Origin of the sequence: Nostocoides sp., from assembly GCF_037045025.1 — a bacterium.
In the GTDB taxonomy this organism is placed as follows: domain Bacteria; phylum Actinomycetota; class Actinomycetes; order Actinomycetales; family Dermatophilaceae; genus Nostocoides_A.
Map to the genome: position 1 here is coordinate 434,240 of NZ_JBAOHM010000016.1, position 15,202 is coordinate 449,441.

Consider the following 15,202-nt stretch of genomic DNA (forward strand, 5'->3'; position numbering starts at 1 on the left):
CGAGCGTCGGCTACTTCTTGCCCTGGTTGGCGACCGCTTGCGCGGCCGCGGCGGCGGCCTCCGGGTCGAGATAGCGGCTCGGGCCGGTGGGCATGAAGTCCTCGCCAAGCTCGTAGACGAGCGGCATACCGGTCGGGATGTTCAGGCCGGCAATGTCGTCGTCGGAGATGCCGTCGAGGTGCTTGACCAGGGCGCGCAGCGAGTTGCCGTGGGCGGTGACCAGGACCGTCAGGCCGCCCTTGAGGTCGTCGGTGATCGCGTCTTCCCAGTAGGGCATCATCCGCGGGATGACGTCCTTGAGGCACTCGGTCAGCGGGACGTCGACCCCGGCATACCGCGGGTCGCCGGTCTGGTCGAACTCGCTGCCCGGCTCAATCGGCGGGGGCGGGGTGTCGAAGCTGCGCCGCCACAGCATGAACTGCTCGTCGCCGTACTTCTCCCGTGTGGCCGCCTTGTCCAGGCCCTGCAGGGCGCCGTAGTGGCGCTCGTTGAGGCGCCAGTTGCGGTGCACCGGGATCCAGTGCCGGTCGCAGGCATCGAGCGCGAGGTTGGCCGTGGTGATCGCGCGCCGCAGCACCGAGGTGTGCACGACGTCGGGCAGCAGGCCGGCGTCCTTCATCAGCTGCCCGCCGCGGACGGCCTCGGCGCGGCCCTTCTCGGTCAGGTCGACATCGACCCAGCCGGTGAACAGGTTCTTCTGGTTCCAGTCGGACTCGCCGTGGCGCAGCAGGATGAGGGTGTACGTCATACCGCCACCCTACCGAGGCGCCCCCTGCGCCGATATGACCGCCGTCTCCCCACCGGGGTCGTCCTGCACGGCATACCGCTCGTCGTGCTCGCTGCCCTCCAGCAGCGAGCGGAAGGCCTCCAGATTGCGCAGCGACTCCCCGCGCGCGACCCGCCAGGCCCACTCCTTCTTCATCGAGGTGAGGAAGCCCATCACGAGCAGTTCGTTGAACGGCCCGTCCGCCGCTTCCAGCACGACACCCAGCAGTTGATCGACGTATGCCGCATCGACCAGCCGCGCGGGCACACGCCCGGTCACGAAGACGTCGCCAGACTTGTCGATGGCGTAGGCCATGCCGGGCAGGCGCAGGTTGCGGCGCAGCAGCGCCTTGTAAACCTCGAGATGGTTCTCGTCGGGGTTGCGGATGACGAACGCCGACACGAGCAGGGTCTGATCGCTCGCCAACAGGGACACGACGGTCTTGAGTTTCTTCTCCCCGGGCAGGCTGATAACGATCTCGCCGTCCCGCAAGCCGGGCTCCCATTCCAGCTCCATGTCCTGCACGGTGGCCAGGACGAGGTCGTGCAGCGGCTGGTTCACGGCTGCACCGCCACGGCTTGGCCGAAGGTCTCCGTCGGTTCGGGCATGACGATCGGGCTCGGGTCGCTGACGGCCCGGGTATAGACGTCGAGCAGCTTGTCCACGGTGGCCTCCCAGCCGAAGTTCTGCGCATGGGTTTTGCCGGCGCGGCCGAGCCGCTCGCGCCGCGCCGGGTCGGTGAGCAACTCGGCCAGGACGGCCGCCCACACGCCGGGGTCGTGGCCCTGGACCAGCACTCCCCCGGCGCCGACGGCCACGGGCAGCCCACCGACGTCGGCGGCCACGACCGGCGTGCCACAGGCGAGCGCCTCGATCGCGACCAGCCCGAAGCTCTCGCTGCGGGACGGCACGACCACCAGGTCGGCGGCGCGATACCACTGCGCGAGCGTGGGCCGGTCGACCGGGGGCAGGAAGTCGACCTGGTCGCCGATGCCGAGGCTGATCGCCAGCTCTCGGGGGCCCTCGGGGTGATGCGTAGCCCGGTGCCGCTGGCGCCGCCGAGGACGGCGACGCGCAGCCGCTGCCGCGACCTCCGGTGATTCGCGGCGCCAGCTCGCGCGGCGGCCCGGATCAGGACGTCGGGCGCCCTTGAGCGGCTGGATCCGGCCGACGAAAAGCGAGCAGCGGCAGTCCGCGGATCCAGGCCCAGCGCGCGCGCGCGCGGCCGCGCGGTCGCCGGGCGTGAAGATGTCCAGGTCGACACCGGGCGGGACGACGACGACGCGAGCCGGGTCGGCGGCATACAGCTCGATCAGCTCGCGCAGCCTCGGTCGCCGGTGTTGGCGACGAGCGCGGTCGGCGGCCTCGACGACCTGGGCCTCGCCGATCTCGCGCCCGGGCGGCTCGGGACGGTCGCCGTCGGCGAGGTGGGTGTTCTTGACCCGGGCCATCGTGTGCATCGTGTGCACGAGGGGGACGCTCCATCGCTCGGCGGCGAGCCAACCCGACCTGCCCGGAGAGCCAGTAGTGCGAGTGGATGACGTCATAGTGGCCCTCGGGCGCGTGCGCCGCGGCGCGCATCAGCCCGGCAGCGAACGCGCACAGCTGTCCCGGCAGGTCGAACTTGTCCAGCCCCTCGAACGGGCCGGCGATCAGACGTGCCGCACGAGCGACGCCGTCGCCGAGGTCGACGAGCGGCGCATCGGCCGACGAAGTGGCCCGGGTGAAGATCTCGACGGCGACGCCGCGCCGCCCGAGCCGCCGGGCGGTCTCGAGCGACATAGACGTTGATCCCGCCGGCATCCCCCGCACCGGGCTGGGCCAGCGGCGAGGTATGCAGGCTGATCATCGCCACCCGCCGGACGCGCGTGGCTGGCTCGCTCATGGCCCCGAGTCTTGCATGGGCGGCGCGATCCGGGTGACGCCGAGTTCGGCTCGACCCGACCAGAGGTGGACGTCGTTGCGGCCGAGTTCGCGCAGATCGAGGGCCCGGTTCACGGTCGCGGGCGCCATCGCGACCGAGACGCCGCGATAGGTGGTGAAGATCGGCGCGGACGCCGACCACACATTGCGCAGCCACCAGGCGCGGCCGGCGAGGTTGTGGTCGGGGACGCTCGGCTGATAGCCCCGAGTGTCCGCGTCGTGGCGCAGGTGGATGACCACCGCATCGGCCCCGTCGACGTTGACGATGAACCGGAAGCGGCCCTTCGACTCGGCGATATCGATCGTCAGCGGCCATTTGATGGTCTCGTCGTCGTTATAGACGTAGCCGGTGTAGCGGGCCAACGTGTCGGTCGAGAGCCGGCGCGCGATCGCGACGTTGGAAGCGACCTTCGTCAGTTCCTCGCGGCGCTGGCCGCCACGGCCGCTGACCGAGCCGGTGAACGCCGAGACCGGTGAGCCGCGGGTCACCGTGTCGAGCAGGACCCCGCCGGCATCCTCCAGGCGGAAGCCGCTGCCATACAGGGTCACACTCGCTCCCTCGGTGAGGATGACCTCCCCGTCGGCCTCCGGAGTGACGGTGAGCAGTCCAGGCCGGGTCACGTGGACGCCGCTGTCCTTGCCGAGCAGCGGCGGGATCCAGGTGATGCCCGCGAGCACGATCACGCCGAGCAACGCGACCGCGAACACCACCATGCTCCTGCTCACCTCGCGCCGGCTCACCACCGACCCAGATTACGGCCGCTCGCCGCACCCGTCCCCGCCTCGCGTAACTTCTGCTAACAGGGGTTACCCGCTTGGCAATACCGTGCTGCCTATGGGGAGGTCGACTAACTTGTGCTAGCAGAAGTTCCTCCGCCCCCGCCTGTTCCTCCGCCCCCGCGTGTTCCTCCGCGCCCGCCGTCCCCCACCCGGATCACTGGGGAGATCACGCGCGGCACCACCGCGCCCAACCGGCTGCGCCGCTGCGACCGTTGGCTCGCCGGGCCGCAGGCGGGTCGACTACGCCGGTATGCCGGGACCCCGGTCGTCGTGGATCTCGGCTATGGCGCCAGCCCGGTGACCGCGATGGAACTGCGCGACCGGCTGCGCCGGGTGCGCCCCGACGTCGAGGTCGTCGGCATCGAGATCGACCCCGAGCGGGTGGCTGCGGCGGCCGCTCTGGCGGGTCCCGGGTTGCGCTTCCAGCGCGGCGGCTTCGAGATCCCGCTGCTCGGCGGCGCTCGGCCGCTGATCGTGCGCGCCTTCAACGTCCTGCGCCAGTATGCCGAGGCCGATGTCCCGGCCCACTGGTCGTTGGTCTGTTCCCGGCTTGCTGCGGGCGGGCTCTTCGTCGACGGCACCTGCGATGAGATTGGGCGCCGCGCCAGTTGGATCGGGCTGACCCCGGCCGGCCCGCAGACCCTGACGCTCTCCTGGCGCCTGCGGGGGCTGGACGCGCCGTCCGAGATCGCCGAGCGCCTGCCCAAGGCGCTGATCCACCGCAACCTGCCCGGGGAACCCGTCCACGCCTTCCTCGCCGCCCTCGACGACCAGTGGCGCCGCCACGCCGCACACGCCGGCTATGGCGTGCGGCAACGATTCATCGCGACGGCAGCGGCGCTGCGGGTCGACGGGTGGCCGCTGCGCGATGCGGCGCGCTGGCGCCTGGGCGAGCTGACCATCGACTGGGCGGCGGTGGCGCCGCGAGGCCCCGGCGCAGTGATCGGTTAGCCGACCCGCTCGGCGTCGGACATCCGGGCGTAGTCGTCCTCGAGCCGGTGAATGTCGTCCTCGTCGAAGACGCCGAGCGCGATCTCGAGGATCCGGCCGGGCCGGGTCCCCGAGTTGCCCATCCGGTGCACCGCACCCTGCGGGATCCAGATCTGCTCACCCGGTTGTGCGCTCCAATCGCGGCCGTCGACATGCACATCGAGCGGCACGTCGAGCACCTGCCAGAACTCGCCGCGGCGATCGTGCGCCTGCAGCGAGAGCCGATGACCGGGAGAGACCGTGATGATCTTGACCGTGACGGGAGTGTTGGCCACGAATTGCTCGAACTGACCCCATGGCCGCACCTCGGTGAACATCTCGGCGCGTGGGTCTTGCGGGCTGGACAACAGCATCTCCCTCGGGCGACTCGATTAGCTCAGCTATTGTGCCAGACCGCCCCAGATGGTAGGCGCGCGCCGACCCGCGCCGAGCGCCATACCCTGGCGGAATGACGCGCGCGGCCATCATCCTCGCGGGCGGGCGCGGGCGCCGGCTCGGCGCGATCCGCAAGGTCGAGCTGTCCGTCGGCGGCACCGCCTTGGTCAACCGCGTGCTCACGGCGTGCGCCGGCTGGACCGCCGTCGTGGTCGGCCCGGCGGACCTCGACCTGGCGTCGGGTGTGCCGATCGTCACCGACGAGCCGGCCTTTCTCGGACCGGTCAACGGCCTACGGGCCGGGCATCCTGGCGCTCCCGCAGGAGGCCGAACGGGTCGCCGTGCTCGCCGGGGACCAGCCGTTCGTCACGTCCGCGGCGCTCAACCAGCTCTGCGCCGCGATCGGCGGCGGCGAGGCGGCGGCATACGTCCGGGATGGTCAGCTGCAGTTCCTGTGCGCCGTCTGGGATGGGGCGGCGTTGCGCCGCCGGCTCGCCACCGCCGGCTCATCGATGCGATCGCTGTATGCCGCAGCGACCGTTGTCGAGGTCGCCGACCGCGCCGGGGTGAGCCGGGACGTCGACACCCCCGCCGATCTGGCGGCCGTGCGCCGCTTAGTCCGCGACCCGGTCGAAGCCGGAATAGACATTGCACCGATCGCCCCGGGCGAAGGCGATCAGCGTCAGCCCAAGCGCGGCGGCCGTCTCCACGGCGAGTGAACTCGGTGCCGAGACGACCGCGATTATCGAGATGCCGGCCATCGCGGCCTTCTGGACGATCTCGAATGAGGCCCGCGAGGAGACCAGCAGCACGGCGTCCGCGCGGGGCAGCAGCCCGGCGCGCAGCCCGGCACCGATCACCTTGTCCACGGCGTTGTGCCGCCCGACGTCCTCGGCGAGGGCGTGGATGCTCCCGCCGGCGTCGGCCAGGGCGGCGGCGTGCAGGCCCCCGGTGCGCTCGAAGTTCTCCTGACCGGCACCAACCCGGCGCATGAGGTCGGCGACGATGCCCGCGGTCACCTGTGCCCGGGGACCGGCCAGCGGCGGCGGGAGGCGGTCGCGGATCGCGTCGATGCTCGCGCTGCCGCACACTCCGCACGCGCTCGTGCTCAACGCCGTGCGGGAGAGCCCGGCCGCGGCGCGGGCGGGCTCGGTGAGGTCGACGTCGATGACGTTGTAGGTGTTTTGCTCCCGTCCGTCCGGCCCGGTGGCGACCGCACCCGCGCAATAGCGGGCGCTGCGGATCCCGGCCGCGTCGGCGATGATGCCCTCGGCCAGGAAGTAGCCGTGGACGAGGTCGATGTCGGCGCCGGGGGTGCGCATGGTGACGGTGACGACCTGGCCGGCGGCGCGGATCTCCAGGGGTTCCTCGACGGCGAGCGTGTCGGGCCGACGCACCCGCTCCCAGCCGTCCGCGATCAGCCGCAGCCGCTCGACCGGGACACGCGTGGTCACCCGGCCCACAAGGTCACCAGGGGCCGTAGGGGCCCATGTGGGTTCCGCCGCCGCGTCCTTGCACCTGGTCGAGCGCCGGGCGGACGTCGGTCAGATAGACGGCGCCGGCGATGATCGCCAGGAGACCGAAGAGGTTGAACGGACTGAACAGGAAGACGAAACCCACGGCCGCCGCGACGGCGAGCACGATGGTCCAAAACTGCTTGGTCTTCTTGCTCGCCGCGACGAACGCGTCGGGACGACGGCGCAGGGCGTCGACGAGGGCAAAGACCTCGAGGCCGAGAGCGCCGATCCCGAGGATCAGCGCGACGCTGCTTTGGACCGTCGCAAACATGGGGACACGATACGTGGTGGGCCTGGGAAACCGCCTCCTGCTTGCGTGGGTTTGCATTTGCTAACTTTGGCAAGCATAATGGTCTCCATGACCCGCAATCCACTCGGTGACCTTGGCAACAACCTGGGCGAGTATCTGCGTGAGCAGCGTGAGAACGCCCGCCTGTCGGTGCGTCAGCTGTCCGAGATGGCCGGCGTCTCCAATCCCTATCTCTCCCAGATCGAGCGCGGCCTGAAGAAGCCGAGCGCCGAGATCCTGCAGCAACTCGCCAAGGGCCTGTCGGTCTCGGCCGAGTCGCTGTATGTCCGCGCCGGGCTGCTCGACCCGAGCGAGCACGGCGAGGAGGGCGACCTTCCCGGCACGCGCGCGGCGATCAAGTCCGACCCACGGCTGAGCAGCCAGCAGAAGGCGTCCCTGCTCGCCGTCTATGACAGCTATGTCGCCGGTGGAGCGCCCGCCGACGCCCCCGCCCCAGCGACGGGCGCCAAGCGGGCGACCCCCGCCACGCACACCCCGTCCGCGGAAGCCCTCGGCGTGACCATCCCGCCACGACCCGCCCGGGTCGGCAAGAAGGCCGCCGCCAAGAAGAGTGCGACGCCGACCAGCGACCCGACGGCAACTGCGGCGACGGACGCGCCCACAACCGATCCCGAATGACCAACCAGCCCCATACCGACTGACACCAACCCAACCCGGGATCGACCCGGACCGTAAGGAGCACCGACGATGCCCATCGCCAATGACATGAAGAAGGCCATCACCGACCCCACCCCGCTGTATGCCTCGGTCGGCGCCACCGACCTGGCGATCGAGAAGATCCGCGAGGCCGGGCAGCAAGGCCAGCGAGAGCGCGAACCGCGGAGCGCAGGACGTGGCCGACCTGCCCGGTCGCGCCCGCCGCGCGGCCACCAAGGTCCGCGAACAACTCGAGCACGCCCCCAGCGCCCTGCGCGACGCCGCCACCCGGGCGGCCGAGACCTACGACGACCTCGCCACCCGCGGCGAAAAGCTCGTCGACCGGATCAAGAACCAGCAGTCCACTCAGGATCTGCTCGACCAGGTCGACACCGCGACGGCCCAGGCCAAGGGGGCGGTCACCAGCGCTCGGAAGTCGGCGGCTGATGTCGAGGAGTCCGTCCGCGCGACGGTCGACACGGCCGCCGCCGAGGCCGACAAGGCCGCGACCGCAATCGCCGACTCGACCGGAGAGCACGCCGAAACCACCGCCACGCAGGTCAAGGCGAGCGCGCGACGCACTCGAACGGCCGCCAAGAAGACGGCGACCACGACCCGCAAGCGGGCGGCGAGCACCGCGAGCAAGGTCAAGGCGACGGCGACGAGCACGCGCAAGAGCGCAGCCAAGGCGACGACGGCCGCCAAGCAGGCCGCCGAGAAGATCGGCGACTGACCGGCGACTGACCCCTCCGGCGACGTGGCCGGACATCCCCTGAACACGCGCGGGGCCCGGGAGATCATCATCCCCGGGCCTCGTGCGTCAGCGGGTCGCCTGCGGAGTGATTCGCACCACAGCTGCTTGCGTCAGCTTGCATTCGCTAACTAGAGCAAGCATAATAGTTCGTGAGATTCAACGCCCACCGGATCAAGCACGGCGGGCACGAAGGAGAGAGCAATGGCAACCGCCACCAAGCACCGGGTCACCGAGACCCACCACGAGCCGAACTTCGACTTCAAGGCCGCGCTCACCCACGGGACCCCGTTCTACGCCTACCTCGGTTTCACCGACCTGGCCGTGGAGAAGGTCCGCGAGGCCGGAGCCAAGGCCAGCGAGAACGCCGACAAGACCCGCCAGGAGTTCGCCGACCTCCCGGCCAAGGCCAAGGACGCCGTCGAGAAGCTTCGCGTACGGATCGAGGATGCCCCCGACGCCCTCCGGGACGCCCTGCGCGAGGCCGGCGAGAACTTCGCGGACACCTACGAGGAGTTGGCGACTCGCGGCGAGAAGCTCGTCGACCGGATCCGCAACCAGCAGTCCACCAAGGACCTGCTCCACCAGGTCGACAACACCCGATCCCAGGCCAAGGGCGCCGCGACCAGCGCACGCAAGTCGCTGCACGCTGTCGAAGAGTCGGCCAAGAACGCCTTCGAGACCGCGGCTCACGAGGCACGGCACACCGCCGAGCGGATCGCCGACACCTTCTCCGAGGAGGCCAAGCAGGCCGGCGACGAGGTCCGCGACAGCGTCCAGCGCACCCGCACCGCGGCCAAGCGCACCGCGACCACCACCCGCAAGCGCGCCGCCACCACCACCAGCCGCGCCAAGGCCACCGCAACCAGCGCCCGCAAGACCGCCGCCAAGGCGAGCAAGGCCGCCAAGGACGCCAGTGCCAAGGTCGGCGACTGACCGACCCGCGGGCCCGCTGCCCGTCGTGACTGCCCCGTCGAGGTTCGCCTCGACGGGGCAGTTCCCGTCTTCGGGCCGCACGCCCTAGATTGCTCTGGTGCCGCCCACCGATCCCACCACCGACGACGCCTCACTCGCTTCCGCTGCATTGACCGAGGCACCCATCCTGGCGTATGCCGTTCGCGGCGGCTTCCGCGAATCCGCTCACCGTGCCTCGGCTGTCGCCCTCGACCGCGAAGGCACGCGACTCCTTGCCCTCGGCGGCATCGACGCTCCGGTCTTCCCCCGCTCGGCCAACAAGCCGATCCAGGCACTGGGCATGGTCCGCTCCGGTCTCGATCTGCCGGCACACCTGCTCGCCCTGGCCTGCGCCAGCCACAGCGGCGAACCGCTGCACCTCGAGGGGGTCCGTGCCATCCTCGCGGGCGCCCGGGTGGCGGAGTCCGAGCTGCAAAACACCCCCGACTACCCGCTCGATGAGACCGAGCGCGACCGGATCGCGGGGGCCGGGCTGCCCCGCACGAGCATCTACCAGAACTGCTCGGGCAAGCACGCGGCGATGCTCGCGACCTGCGTGGCCGCGGGCTGGGACCGGGAGACCTATCGCGACCCGGGGCATCCCCTTCAGCAGGCGATCGCCCAGACGCTGAGTGAGCTGACCGGGGAACCGATCGCGGCCCTGGCCCCGGATGGCTGCGGCGCCCCGGTGATGGCGATCAGCCTGAGCGGCCTGGCCCGCGCCTTCGGCCGCCTTGCCGCGGCCGAACCCGGGACTGCCGAAGCAAAGATCGCGGACGCGATGCGCGCCCACCCAGAGTATGTCGGCGGGACCGGCCGGGATGTCACCGCGGTCATGCGCGGGACGCCGGGGGCGATCGCCAAGGACGGCGCCGAGGCGGTCTACGCCGTCGGGCTGCCCGACGGCCGCGGGATCGCGCTCAAGGTCGCCGACGGCGCGCAGCGGGCCCGGCCGGTCATCCTCGCGGCCGTGCTGGCGAAGCTCGGGGTGGAGTCCGCGGCATACGAGAAGCTGCGGGACGCGCCGCTTTTTGGCCACGGCGAGCCGGTCGGCGGAATCGTCGCCGTGGAGTTGTAGCCGTGCGCGCCGTGATCCAGCGGGCGACGTCGGCCGCGGTGCACGTTGCCGGCGAGCAGCTGGCAGCCTTCGACGAGCCGGGACTGGTCGTCTTGGCCGGCGTCACCCACGACGACGGGGCGCGCGAGGTGAACTGGCTGGCGCGCAAGATCGCCCAGCTGCGGATCATGCGCGACGAAATCAGCGCCGCCGATCTGGGCGCCCCGGTCATCCTCGTCAGCCAGTTCACGCTGTATGCCGACACCCGCAAGGGCCGGCGGCCCTCCTGGAACGGGGCGACACCTGGGCCGGTGGCCGAACCGCTCATCGAGGCGCTCGCGGTCGCCCTGCGCCGCTACGGCCTGCCGGTGCAGACCGGCGTCTTCGGCGCCGACATGGCCGTCACGCTGGTCAACGACGGGCCGGTGACGATCCTGCTCGACACCGCCGTCGGCTGACCCGGCCGGCACTCACCCGGCCCGGATACCGAGGAACTCCCGCGCCGACGTCGTCGCCATCGGCGGGCGCTGCATCTCGGTCGCCAGCCGGGCGGCCCGCACGACGAGTTCGGAATTGTGCTCGACCGGTTGGCCCTTGGCATAGATCGTGTTGTCCTCCATGCCGACCCGGGCGTGCCCGCCGGCGGCCAGCGTGGTGGCGAGCACGGGCAGGTGGCCGCGGCCGATCCCGGTCGCCGACCAGCTGGTGACCTCAGGCGGTAGCATCGCGACGCCGGCGAGCAGCGCGGCGGGGGTGGCCGGCATACCGCCCGGAACGCCGGTGACGAAGTCGACATGCACCTTGCCGCCGAACGGCAGCCCGTGCCGGTCGATCAGCCGGGACAGGGCGCCGATGTGGCCGAGGTCGAACAGCTCGAACTCGGGCACGACCTGCCGCTCTTGAGCGAGGACGTAGAGGTCGCTCATGAAGCCGAACGGATTCATGAAGATGTCGTCGCCGAAGTTCAGCGTGCCGCAGGTCAGGCTGCACGAGTCGGGGGCCGCGTCCAAGACCCGCAGCCGGCTCTCCAGCGGGTCGTGGACCGAGCCGCCGGTCGAGAGCTGAACGATCAGGTCGGTCGCCTCGCGCAAGGCGGCAACCGCCTCGCCGAGCCGGCCCGGATCGAGCGTCGGGCGGTGCTCCTCGTCCCGCAGATGCACGTGAATCATCGCCGCCCCGGCGGCCGCACAGGCGGTGGCGGTCTCGATGAGCTCGTCCAGGGCCGTCGGCAGGTGGGGGACGGCGGACTTCTCGTGCTCGGCGCCGGTGGGCGCGACGGTGATCAACGTGGCGGTCATACCGCCATCATCGCGCCTGCCCGCCCCGGTCTTGCCCTCAGGGAGCGACGATGACGCTCTGGGCGGCGCTGATGCCGTCGGCGCTTAAGAGGGCGTCGGTCGGGGTGGTGCGTTTGAGCAGCGCGAGCGCGACCGGACCATCCTCGAAGTGACGGGCCACCGAGGTGAGGTGCCCCACCTGGCGGTCCCCGGCCAGCACCGCCGCGCCCCGCGCAGGCAGCACGTGACCCGAGCCGTCGAGATGGAGGAAGGCCAGTCGTCGCGGCGGGCGACCGAGATTGTGCACCCGGGCGATCGTCTCCTGGCCGCGGTAGCAGCCCTTGTGCAAGTGCACGGCGGTGCGCAGCCAGTCGACCTCGTGGGCGATCGTGCGGTGGTCGCTCTCGAAACCGAGCCGGGGCCGCCAAGCGGCCACCCGCAACGCCTCGGCCGCCCACATCCCGGCGAGCGGCCGGTCGCCGACCGCCTCCTCCAGCTGCCGCCGGGGCACGATCAGCTCCCGCCAGCGCCGGCCGTTCGCGGGATGCTCCACCGGCCCGTATGCCGCGGTGTCGCCGATCAGCTGCGGCCACGGGTCCACCCAGGCCAGCCACCCGGTGGGATCGGCGGCGCTGGTTTGGCCGGAGATCGGTTCGCCGAGCACGGCATACTCCTGCGTCCGCAACAACGGCTCGACCCGCAGCATGAACCGCATCGAAGTGAGCCAGTCGAGCAGAGAAACCCCGGTGCCGGGCTCGACGGTGATCCAGGTCTGGGTCCCGTCGTCGACCAGGTGCAGGGCGTGCTCGATATGGCCCTTGGGACTGAGCACGAGCGACTCGCGAGAGGTGTTCGGCGACAGGTCCGCCAGCTGTTGGGTGGTCATCGAGTGCAGCCAGCGCAACCGGTCCTGCCCGCCGATCGTCAGCACGTCCCGGTGGCTCAGATCCACGACGGCAAGGCCCTCGGTGAGCATCCGCTGCTCCCGCAACGGGTCCCCATAGTGGGCGGCCACGGCGGCGTCCGCCCCGTCCCCGACCACCGCCCTAGGGCGGGCGAGCAGCGGAGAGGGAATAAGCGGCATACCGACTTAAACTGTGCCGGTGCTGGACCAATTCCCCGACGAAACCGAGCTGGACGCTGCCGGCGACGCGCCCAAACGCAAACGGCGCGGGCGGCGTGTCCTCGTCACGGTCATCGCCCTGCTGCTGGTGCCCCTGCTCGCTATCGGCGGCTATGTGTGGTTCCTCAGCAACAAGATCGACGGCATCGTCCAAGACGACCTGCTCGGCGTCGACGCCCCAGCAGTCGTACCCGAAGGCTCCGACTCGACGGGCAAACCGGCCAAGCCGCTGGTGACCGGCATGGGCGAGAACTACCTGGTCATCGGTTCCGACGCCCGTCCCGGCGACACCTTCAGCCGCTCCGACGTCATCATCTTCGCGCACGTCACCAAGGCCAAGGACAAGGTCTATCTCATCCACTTCCCCCGCGACCTCTATGTGAGTATCCCCGGCCGCGGCAAGAACAAGATCAACGCCTCCTACGCCTTCGGCGGCGCGCCCCTGCTCGCCGCAACCCTGCAGTCGATGCTCGGCGTCAAATTCGACCACGCCGCCAAGATCGACTTCGAGGGCTTTACCCGGATGACCGACGCCGTCGGGGGCGTGCGGGTCTGGGCCGAGGAGCCGAGCACGTCCAATGGGCTGACGATCACCAAGGGCTGGAACGACCTTGACGGTGCGCAGGCCCTGCTCTTTGTCCGGGAGCGCTACTCGCTGTCCGAGGGGGACATCTCGCGCGGGCGGCGGCAGATGGCGTTCATCAAGGCGCTGTTGGTCAAGACGCTCACTCCCGGGGTGCTGCTCAACCCGATGAAGCTCACCTCGTTCATGGACGCCGCGATCGACAATCTCGTCGTCGACAAGCGGCTCACTCCGAAGTTGATGCGCTCCGAGGCGCTGGCGATGCGCAACGTGCGCGGCGGCGACATCGTCTTTGTCACCGCGCCGTTCACCGGCTATGGCACCGCGCCCGACGGCGGTGCGATCGACCTGGTCGACGAGGCGCGGATGGAGCAGTTGGGCCTGGCCCTGCAGAAGGACGACCTCGCCGGCTATGTCGCCGCGGGCCCGTGAGCTGGTCGGCTACTCGACGCGTTTGAGTTCGGCCGACAGGTGGCTTTGCAGCGGCTGCCCGCCCGCCGCCATGTCCATCGCCCACATCAGGTTCCCGTGGACCAGGCCGTAGAGCCGGCTGGCGGCGTTGTACTCGCGGGCGTGCTGGCTGCGCATGACGCCGTCGGTCTGCAGGGTGATCCGGGCCGGCTCGATCGTGCCGTAGTAGAGCTCCAGGATGCCGGTCGGGTGGACAAGCAAGAGTTCGGCTTCCCCCTCGGGGGTCGCCCGCCAAAAGCCGCTCTCTCGGGCCGCTTTGCGCTCGACGGTCCCGTCCTCGTTCAGCAGCCAGGACCGGCTCTGCCACTCCAGGAATGGCCGCCCGTCATGGCTGACCACGATCTCCTGGCCGAAGTTGCGCGACGTCATCGAGGGATAGCCGACGACCCCGGCGCCCTCCCACCGGCCGACCAGCCAGGCCAGTGCGGCGATATCGGGGTGGATCGTGTCATCGAGAGCGAACACATCACGATGCTACTCATGCCGGATGCCGCACGCGCGCGTCCCGTAGCCTTCCGGGTGTGGCCCGAACCCGACTCGTTGTCATGCTCACCGCCGGCCTCGAGGCACCCGAGCGCGCCAACCAGGCGCTGACGGTGGCGGCCACAGCGCTGGCCAGCGGGGTCCAGGTGAGCCTGTGGCTGACCGGCGAGGCGTCGTGGCTGGCCACCCCCGGCGGGGCGGAACAGCTCGTGCTCCCGCACGCGATGCCGGCGGCCGAGCTCATCGATTCGGTCGCCGCCGCCGGGAACGTGACGGTCTGCACCCAATGCGCGGTCCGCCGCGACCTGACCGCCGAGCAATTGCGTCCCGGTGCGGTGATCCGCGGGAGTGCGAGTTATGTCGAGGAGATCCTCGACGACGATGTTCAGGCGCTGGTCTACTGACCACGGCCGGTCAGCAATCGGGACGCCTCACCCCAGCAAGTGGGCGATCGTGAACACGGCAAGACCCGGCGTGAGCAGGCCGGCGGCGGCGACGGTCAGCGTCCCGCGACCTTCCACGACCGCCTGCTCGGCCAGCGTGCGCCGCATGGCGTGGGCAATGCCGCCGCTCACGGCGCCGATCAGGACGGCCGTCGCCGCCGTCACGGGCGCGGCAGCCCAGGCGTTGGCGGCCAGGGCGCCCATCGCACCGGCAACGGCGGCCGCCGGGAAGAGCAGACCCTGGGCCCGGGGACGCTTTAACAACGGATCGAGCAGGCAGGACAGCCCGATCGCGGCCATGGCCAAGGTGACGGGATAGCGGCCGCTGCCGGCGTGCGCGAGCGGCGCGAACGTCATTCCGGAGGTGATCACGCCGATCCCCAGCGCGTCGCACGCGAGGCAGGCGCTTAGCCGCGGGCGGTTGTCCGCCCGAGTGAGCTGCACGAGGAACATGACGATCACCGAGACGGCGACCGCCACCGGAAGCAGCCGCAGCGCCGGTTCGGACTCCACGGTGAGCACCGCGGCGGCCCCGAGGAAGGTGGCCAGGGCCAAGACGAGACTCGAGCGGTGCCGGTTGGTGGCGCCCATGATCGGGGCCAGCCCGAAGGCGATGACAAAGCCGCCGAGGGCCACCGCCAGCACGACATACGGCAGACCAGCCAGCCCCGCCACCGCGAGCAGCGCCGCACCGGCCACGGTGACGGCAACGCTCGCGCGGGTCATCCCGTCCGCCGCCACCTGCGCCACGGCGGTCATCTTG

21 protein-coding genes and 1 pseudogene are annotated in these 15,202 nt (G+C 70.8%); 10 read left to right on the forward strand and 12 right to left on the reverse strand.

Annotated elements, in window-relative coordinates; all coding sequences use genetic code 11:
• Positions 1-10 precede the first annotated feature (10 nt).
• The 5 genes from V9G19_RS24665 to V9G19_RS24685 form a co-directional block, all read right to left on the reverse strand.
• On the reverse strand, positions 11-748 hold the full coding sequence (locus tag V9G19_RS24665) for a phosphoglyceromutase (RefSeq protein WP_462288031.1): 738 nt from the start codon (positions 746-748) through the stop codon (positions 11-13).
• Between the two features lie 9 nt (positions 749-757).
• Positions 758-1,327: a type III secretion system chaperone family protein gene (locus tag V9G19_RS24670; RefSeq protein WP_462288032.1), complete on the reverse strand. Its 570-nt coding sequence runs from the start codon at positions 1,325-1,327 to the stop codon at positions 758-760.
• A complete protein-coding gene (locus tag V9G19_RS24675) occupies positions 1,324-2,016 on the reverse strand; it encodes a glycosyltransferase (RefSeq protein WP_462288112.1) in 693 nt (230 codons plus the stop codon). Before V9G19_RS24675 ends, V9G19_RS24670 begins: the two co-directional genes overlap by 4 nt.
• Positions 1,898-2,569 carry a glycosyltransferase gene (locus V9G19_RS24680; RefSeq protein ID WP_462288033.1) on the reverse strand — a complete coding sequence of 224 codons (672 nt, stop codon included), beginning with the start codon at positions 2,567-2,569 and terminating at the stop codon, positions 1,898-1,900. The genes V9G19_RS24675 and V9G19_RS24680 overlap by 119 nt, the downstream gene beginning before the upstream one ends.
• A gap of 78 nt (positions 2,570-2,647) precedes the next feature.
• A complete protein-coding gene (locus V9G19_RS24685; RefSeq protein ID WP_462288034.1) occupies positions 2,648-3,403 on the reverse strand; it encodes a hypothetical protein in 756 nt (251 codons plus the stop codon).
• A gap of 219 nt (positions 3,404-3,622) precedes the next feature.
• Between V9G19_RS24685 and V9G19_RS24690 the strand changes: the two genes are divergently transcribed.
• The gene (locus tag V9G19_RS24690; protein WP_462288113.1) at positions 3,623-4,420 is read left to right on the forward strand and encodes a class I SAM-dependent methyltransferase; all 798 of its coding nucleotides are present in this window, start codon (positions 3,623-3,625) and stop codon (positions 4,418-4,420) included.
• Here the strand turns inward: V9G19_RS24690 and V9G19_RS24695 are convergent.
• Entirely contained in the window at positions 4,417-4,806 is a 390-nt protein-coding gene (locus tag V9G19_RS24695) for a phosphomannose isomerase type II C-terminal cupin domain (protein ID WP_462288035.1), read from the reverse strand. The genes V9G19_RS24690 and V9G19_RS24695 overlap by 4 nt on opposite strands.
• Before the next feature lie 101 nt (positions 4,807-4,907).
• On the opposite strand from V9G19_RS24695, the pseudogene V9G19_RS24700 reads away from it, so the two are divergent.
• A pseudogene (locus V9G19_RS24700) lies at positions 4,908-5,087 on the forward strand (NTP transferase domain-containing protein); the annotation flags it as partial.
• Positions 5,077-5,553, forward strand: a complete 477-nt coding sequence (mobA, locus tag V9G19_RS24705) for a molybdenum cofactor guanylyltransferase (protein WP_462288036.1) — start codon at positions 5,077-5,079, stop codon at positions 5,551-5,553. The pseudogene V9G19_RS24700 and the gene mobA, both read left to right, overlap by 11 nt.
• Here mobA and fdhD read toward each other — a convergent pair.
• Together fdhD and V9G19_RS24715 are read right to left on the reverse strand one after the other, a co-directional pair.
• Positions 5,449-6,288, reverse strand: coding sequence for a formate dehydrogenase accessory sulfurtransferase FdhD (fdhD, locus tag V9G19_RS24710; RefSeq protein WP_462288037.1), 840 nt, complete (start codon positions 6,286-6,288; stop codon positions 5,449-5,451). The two genes, mobA and fdhD, sit on opposite strands and share 105 nt — an antisense overlap.
• 13 nt (positions 6,289-6,301) lie before the next feature.
• Positions 6,302-6,622 carry a DUF2516 family protein gene (locus V9G19_RS24715; RefSeq protein WP_462288038.1) on the reverse strand — a complete coding sequence of 107 codons (321 nt, stop codon included), beginning with the start codon at positions 6,620-6,622 and terminating at the stop codon, positions 6,302-6,304.
• 87 nt (positions 6,623-6,709) lie between these two features.
• Here V9G19_RS24715 and V9G19_RS24720 point away from each other — a divergent pair, with 87 nt between their 5' ends.
• From V9G19_RS24720 to dtd, 5 genes are all read left to right on the forward strand, one after another.
• On the forward strand, positions 6,710-7,279 hold the full coding sequence (locus V9G19_RS24720) for a helix-turn-helix domain-containing protein (protein WP_462288039.1): 570 nt from the start codon (positions 6,710-6,712) through the stop codon (positions 7,277-7,279).
• A 214-nt stretch (positions 7,280-7,493) separates the two neighbouring features.
• Positions 7,494-8,030 carry a hypothetical protein gene (locus V9G19_RS24725; RefSeq protein WP_462288040.1) on the forward strand — a complete coding sequence of 179 codons (537 nt, stop codon included), beginning with the start codon at positions 7,494-7,496 and terminating at the stop codon, positions 8,028-8,030.
• Between the two features lie 222 nt (positions 8,031-8,252).
• The gene (locus V9G19_RS24730) at positions 8,253-8,984 is read left to right on the forward strand and encodes a hypothetical protein (protein WP_462288041.1); all 732 of its coding nucleotides are present in this window, start codon (positions 8,253-8,255) and stop codon (positions 8,982-8,984) included.
• A 97-nt stretch (positions 8,985-9,081) separates the two neighbouring features.
• Positions 9,082-10,080 (forward strand): asparaginase, encoded by a 999-nt coding sequence (locus tag V9G19_RS24735; protein WP_462288042.1) that lies wholly within the window; start codon positions 9,082-9,084, stop codon positions 10,078-10,080.
• A 2-nt stretch (positions 10,081-10,082) separates the two neighbouring features.
• Positions 10,083-10,517 carry a D-aminoacyl-tRNA deacylase gene (gene dtd / locus V9G19_RS24740; protein WP_462288043.1) on the forward strand — a complete coding sequence of 145 codons (435 nt, stop codon included), beginning with the start codon at positions 10,083-10,085 and terminating at the stop codon, positions 10,515-10,517.
• A gap of 12 nt (positions 10,518-10,529) precedes the next feature.
• Here the strand turns inward: dtd and V9G19_RS24745 are convergent, their stop codons facing one another.
• Together V9G19_RS24745 and ygfZ are read right to left on the reverse strand one after the other, a co-directional pair.
• On the reverse strand, positions 10,530-11,357 hold the full coding sequence (locus V9G19_RS24745; RefSeq protein ID WP_462288044.1) for a beta-keto acid cleavage family enzyme: 828 nt from the start codon (positions 11,355-11,357) through the stop codon (positions 10,530-10,532).
• Positions 11,358-11,394: 37 nt separating this feature from the next.
• On the reverse strand, positions 11,395-12,420 hold the full coding sequence (gene ygfZ / locus V9G19_RS24750) for a CAF17-like 4Fe-4S cluster assembly/insertion protein YgfZ (RefSeq protein ID WP_462288045.1): 1,026 nt from the start codon (positions 12,418-12,420) through the stop codon (positions 11,395-11,397).
• Between the two features lie 19 nt (positions 12,421-12,439).
• Between ygfZ and V9G19_RS24755 the strand changes: the two genes are divergently transcribed.
• Positions 12,440-13,474, forward strand: a complete 1,035-nt coding sequence (locus tag V9G19_RS24755; RefSeq protein WP_462288046.1) for an LCP family protein — start codon at positions 12,440-12,442, stop codon at positions 13,472-13,474.
• Between the two features lie 9 nt (positions 13,475-13,483).
• Here the strand turns inward: V9G19_RS24755 and V9G19_RS24760 are convergent, their stop codons facing one another.
• Positions 13,484-13,978, reverse strand: a complete 495-nt coding sequence (locus tag V9G19_RS24760) for a heme-binding beta-barrel domain-containing protein (protein ID WP_462288047.1) — start codon at positions 13,976-13,978, stop codon at positions 13,484-13,486.
• Positions 13,979-14,034: 56 nt separating this feature from the next.
• Between V9G19_RS24760 and V9G19_RS24765 the strand changes: the two genes are divergently transcribed.
• On the forward strand, positions 14,035-14,400 hold the full coding sequence (locus tag V9G19_RS24765) for a DsrE family protein (RefSeq protein WP_462288048.1): 366 nt from the start codon (positions 14,035-14,037) through the stop codon (positions 14,398-14,400).
• 27 nt (positions 14,401-14,427) lie between these two features.
• On the opposite strand, the gene V9G19_RS24770 is transcribed toward V9G19_RS24765, so the two are convergent.
• Positions 14,428-15,198: a hypothetical protein gene (locus V9G19_RS24770; RefSeq protein ID WP_462288049.1), complete on the reverse strand. Its 771-nt coding sequence runs from the start codon at positions 15,196-15,198 to the stop codon at positions 14,428-14,430.
• Positions 15,199-15,202: the final 4 nt, after the last annotated feature.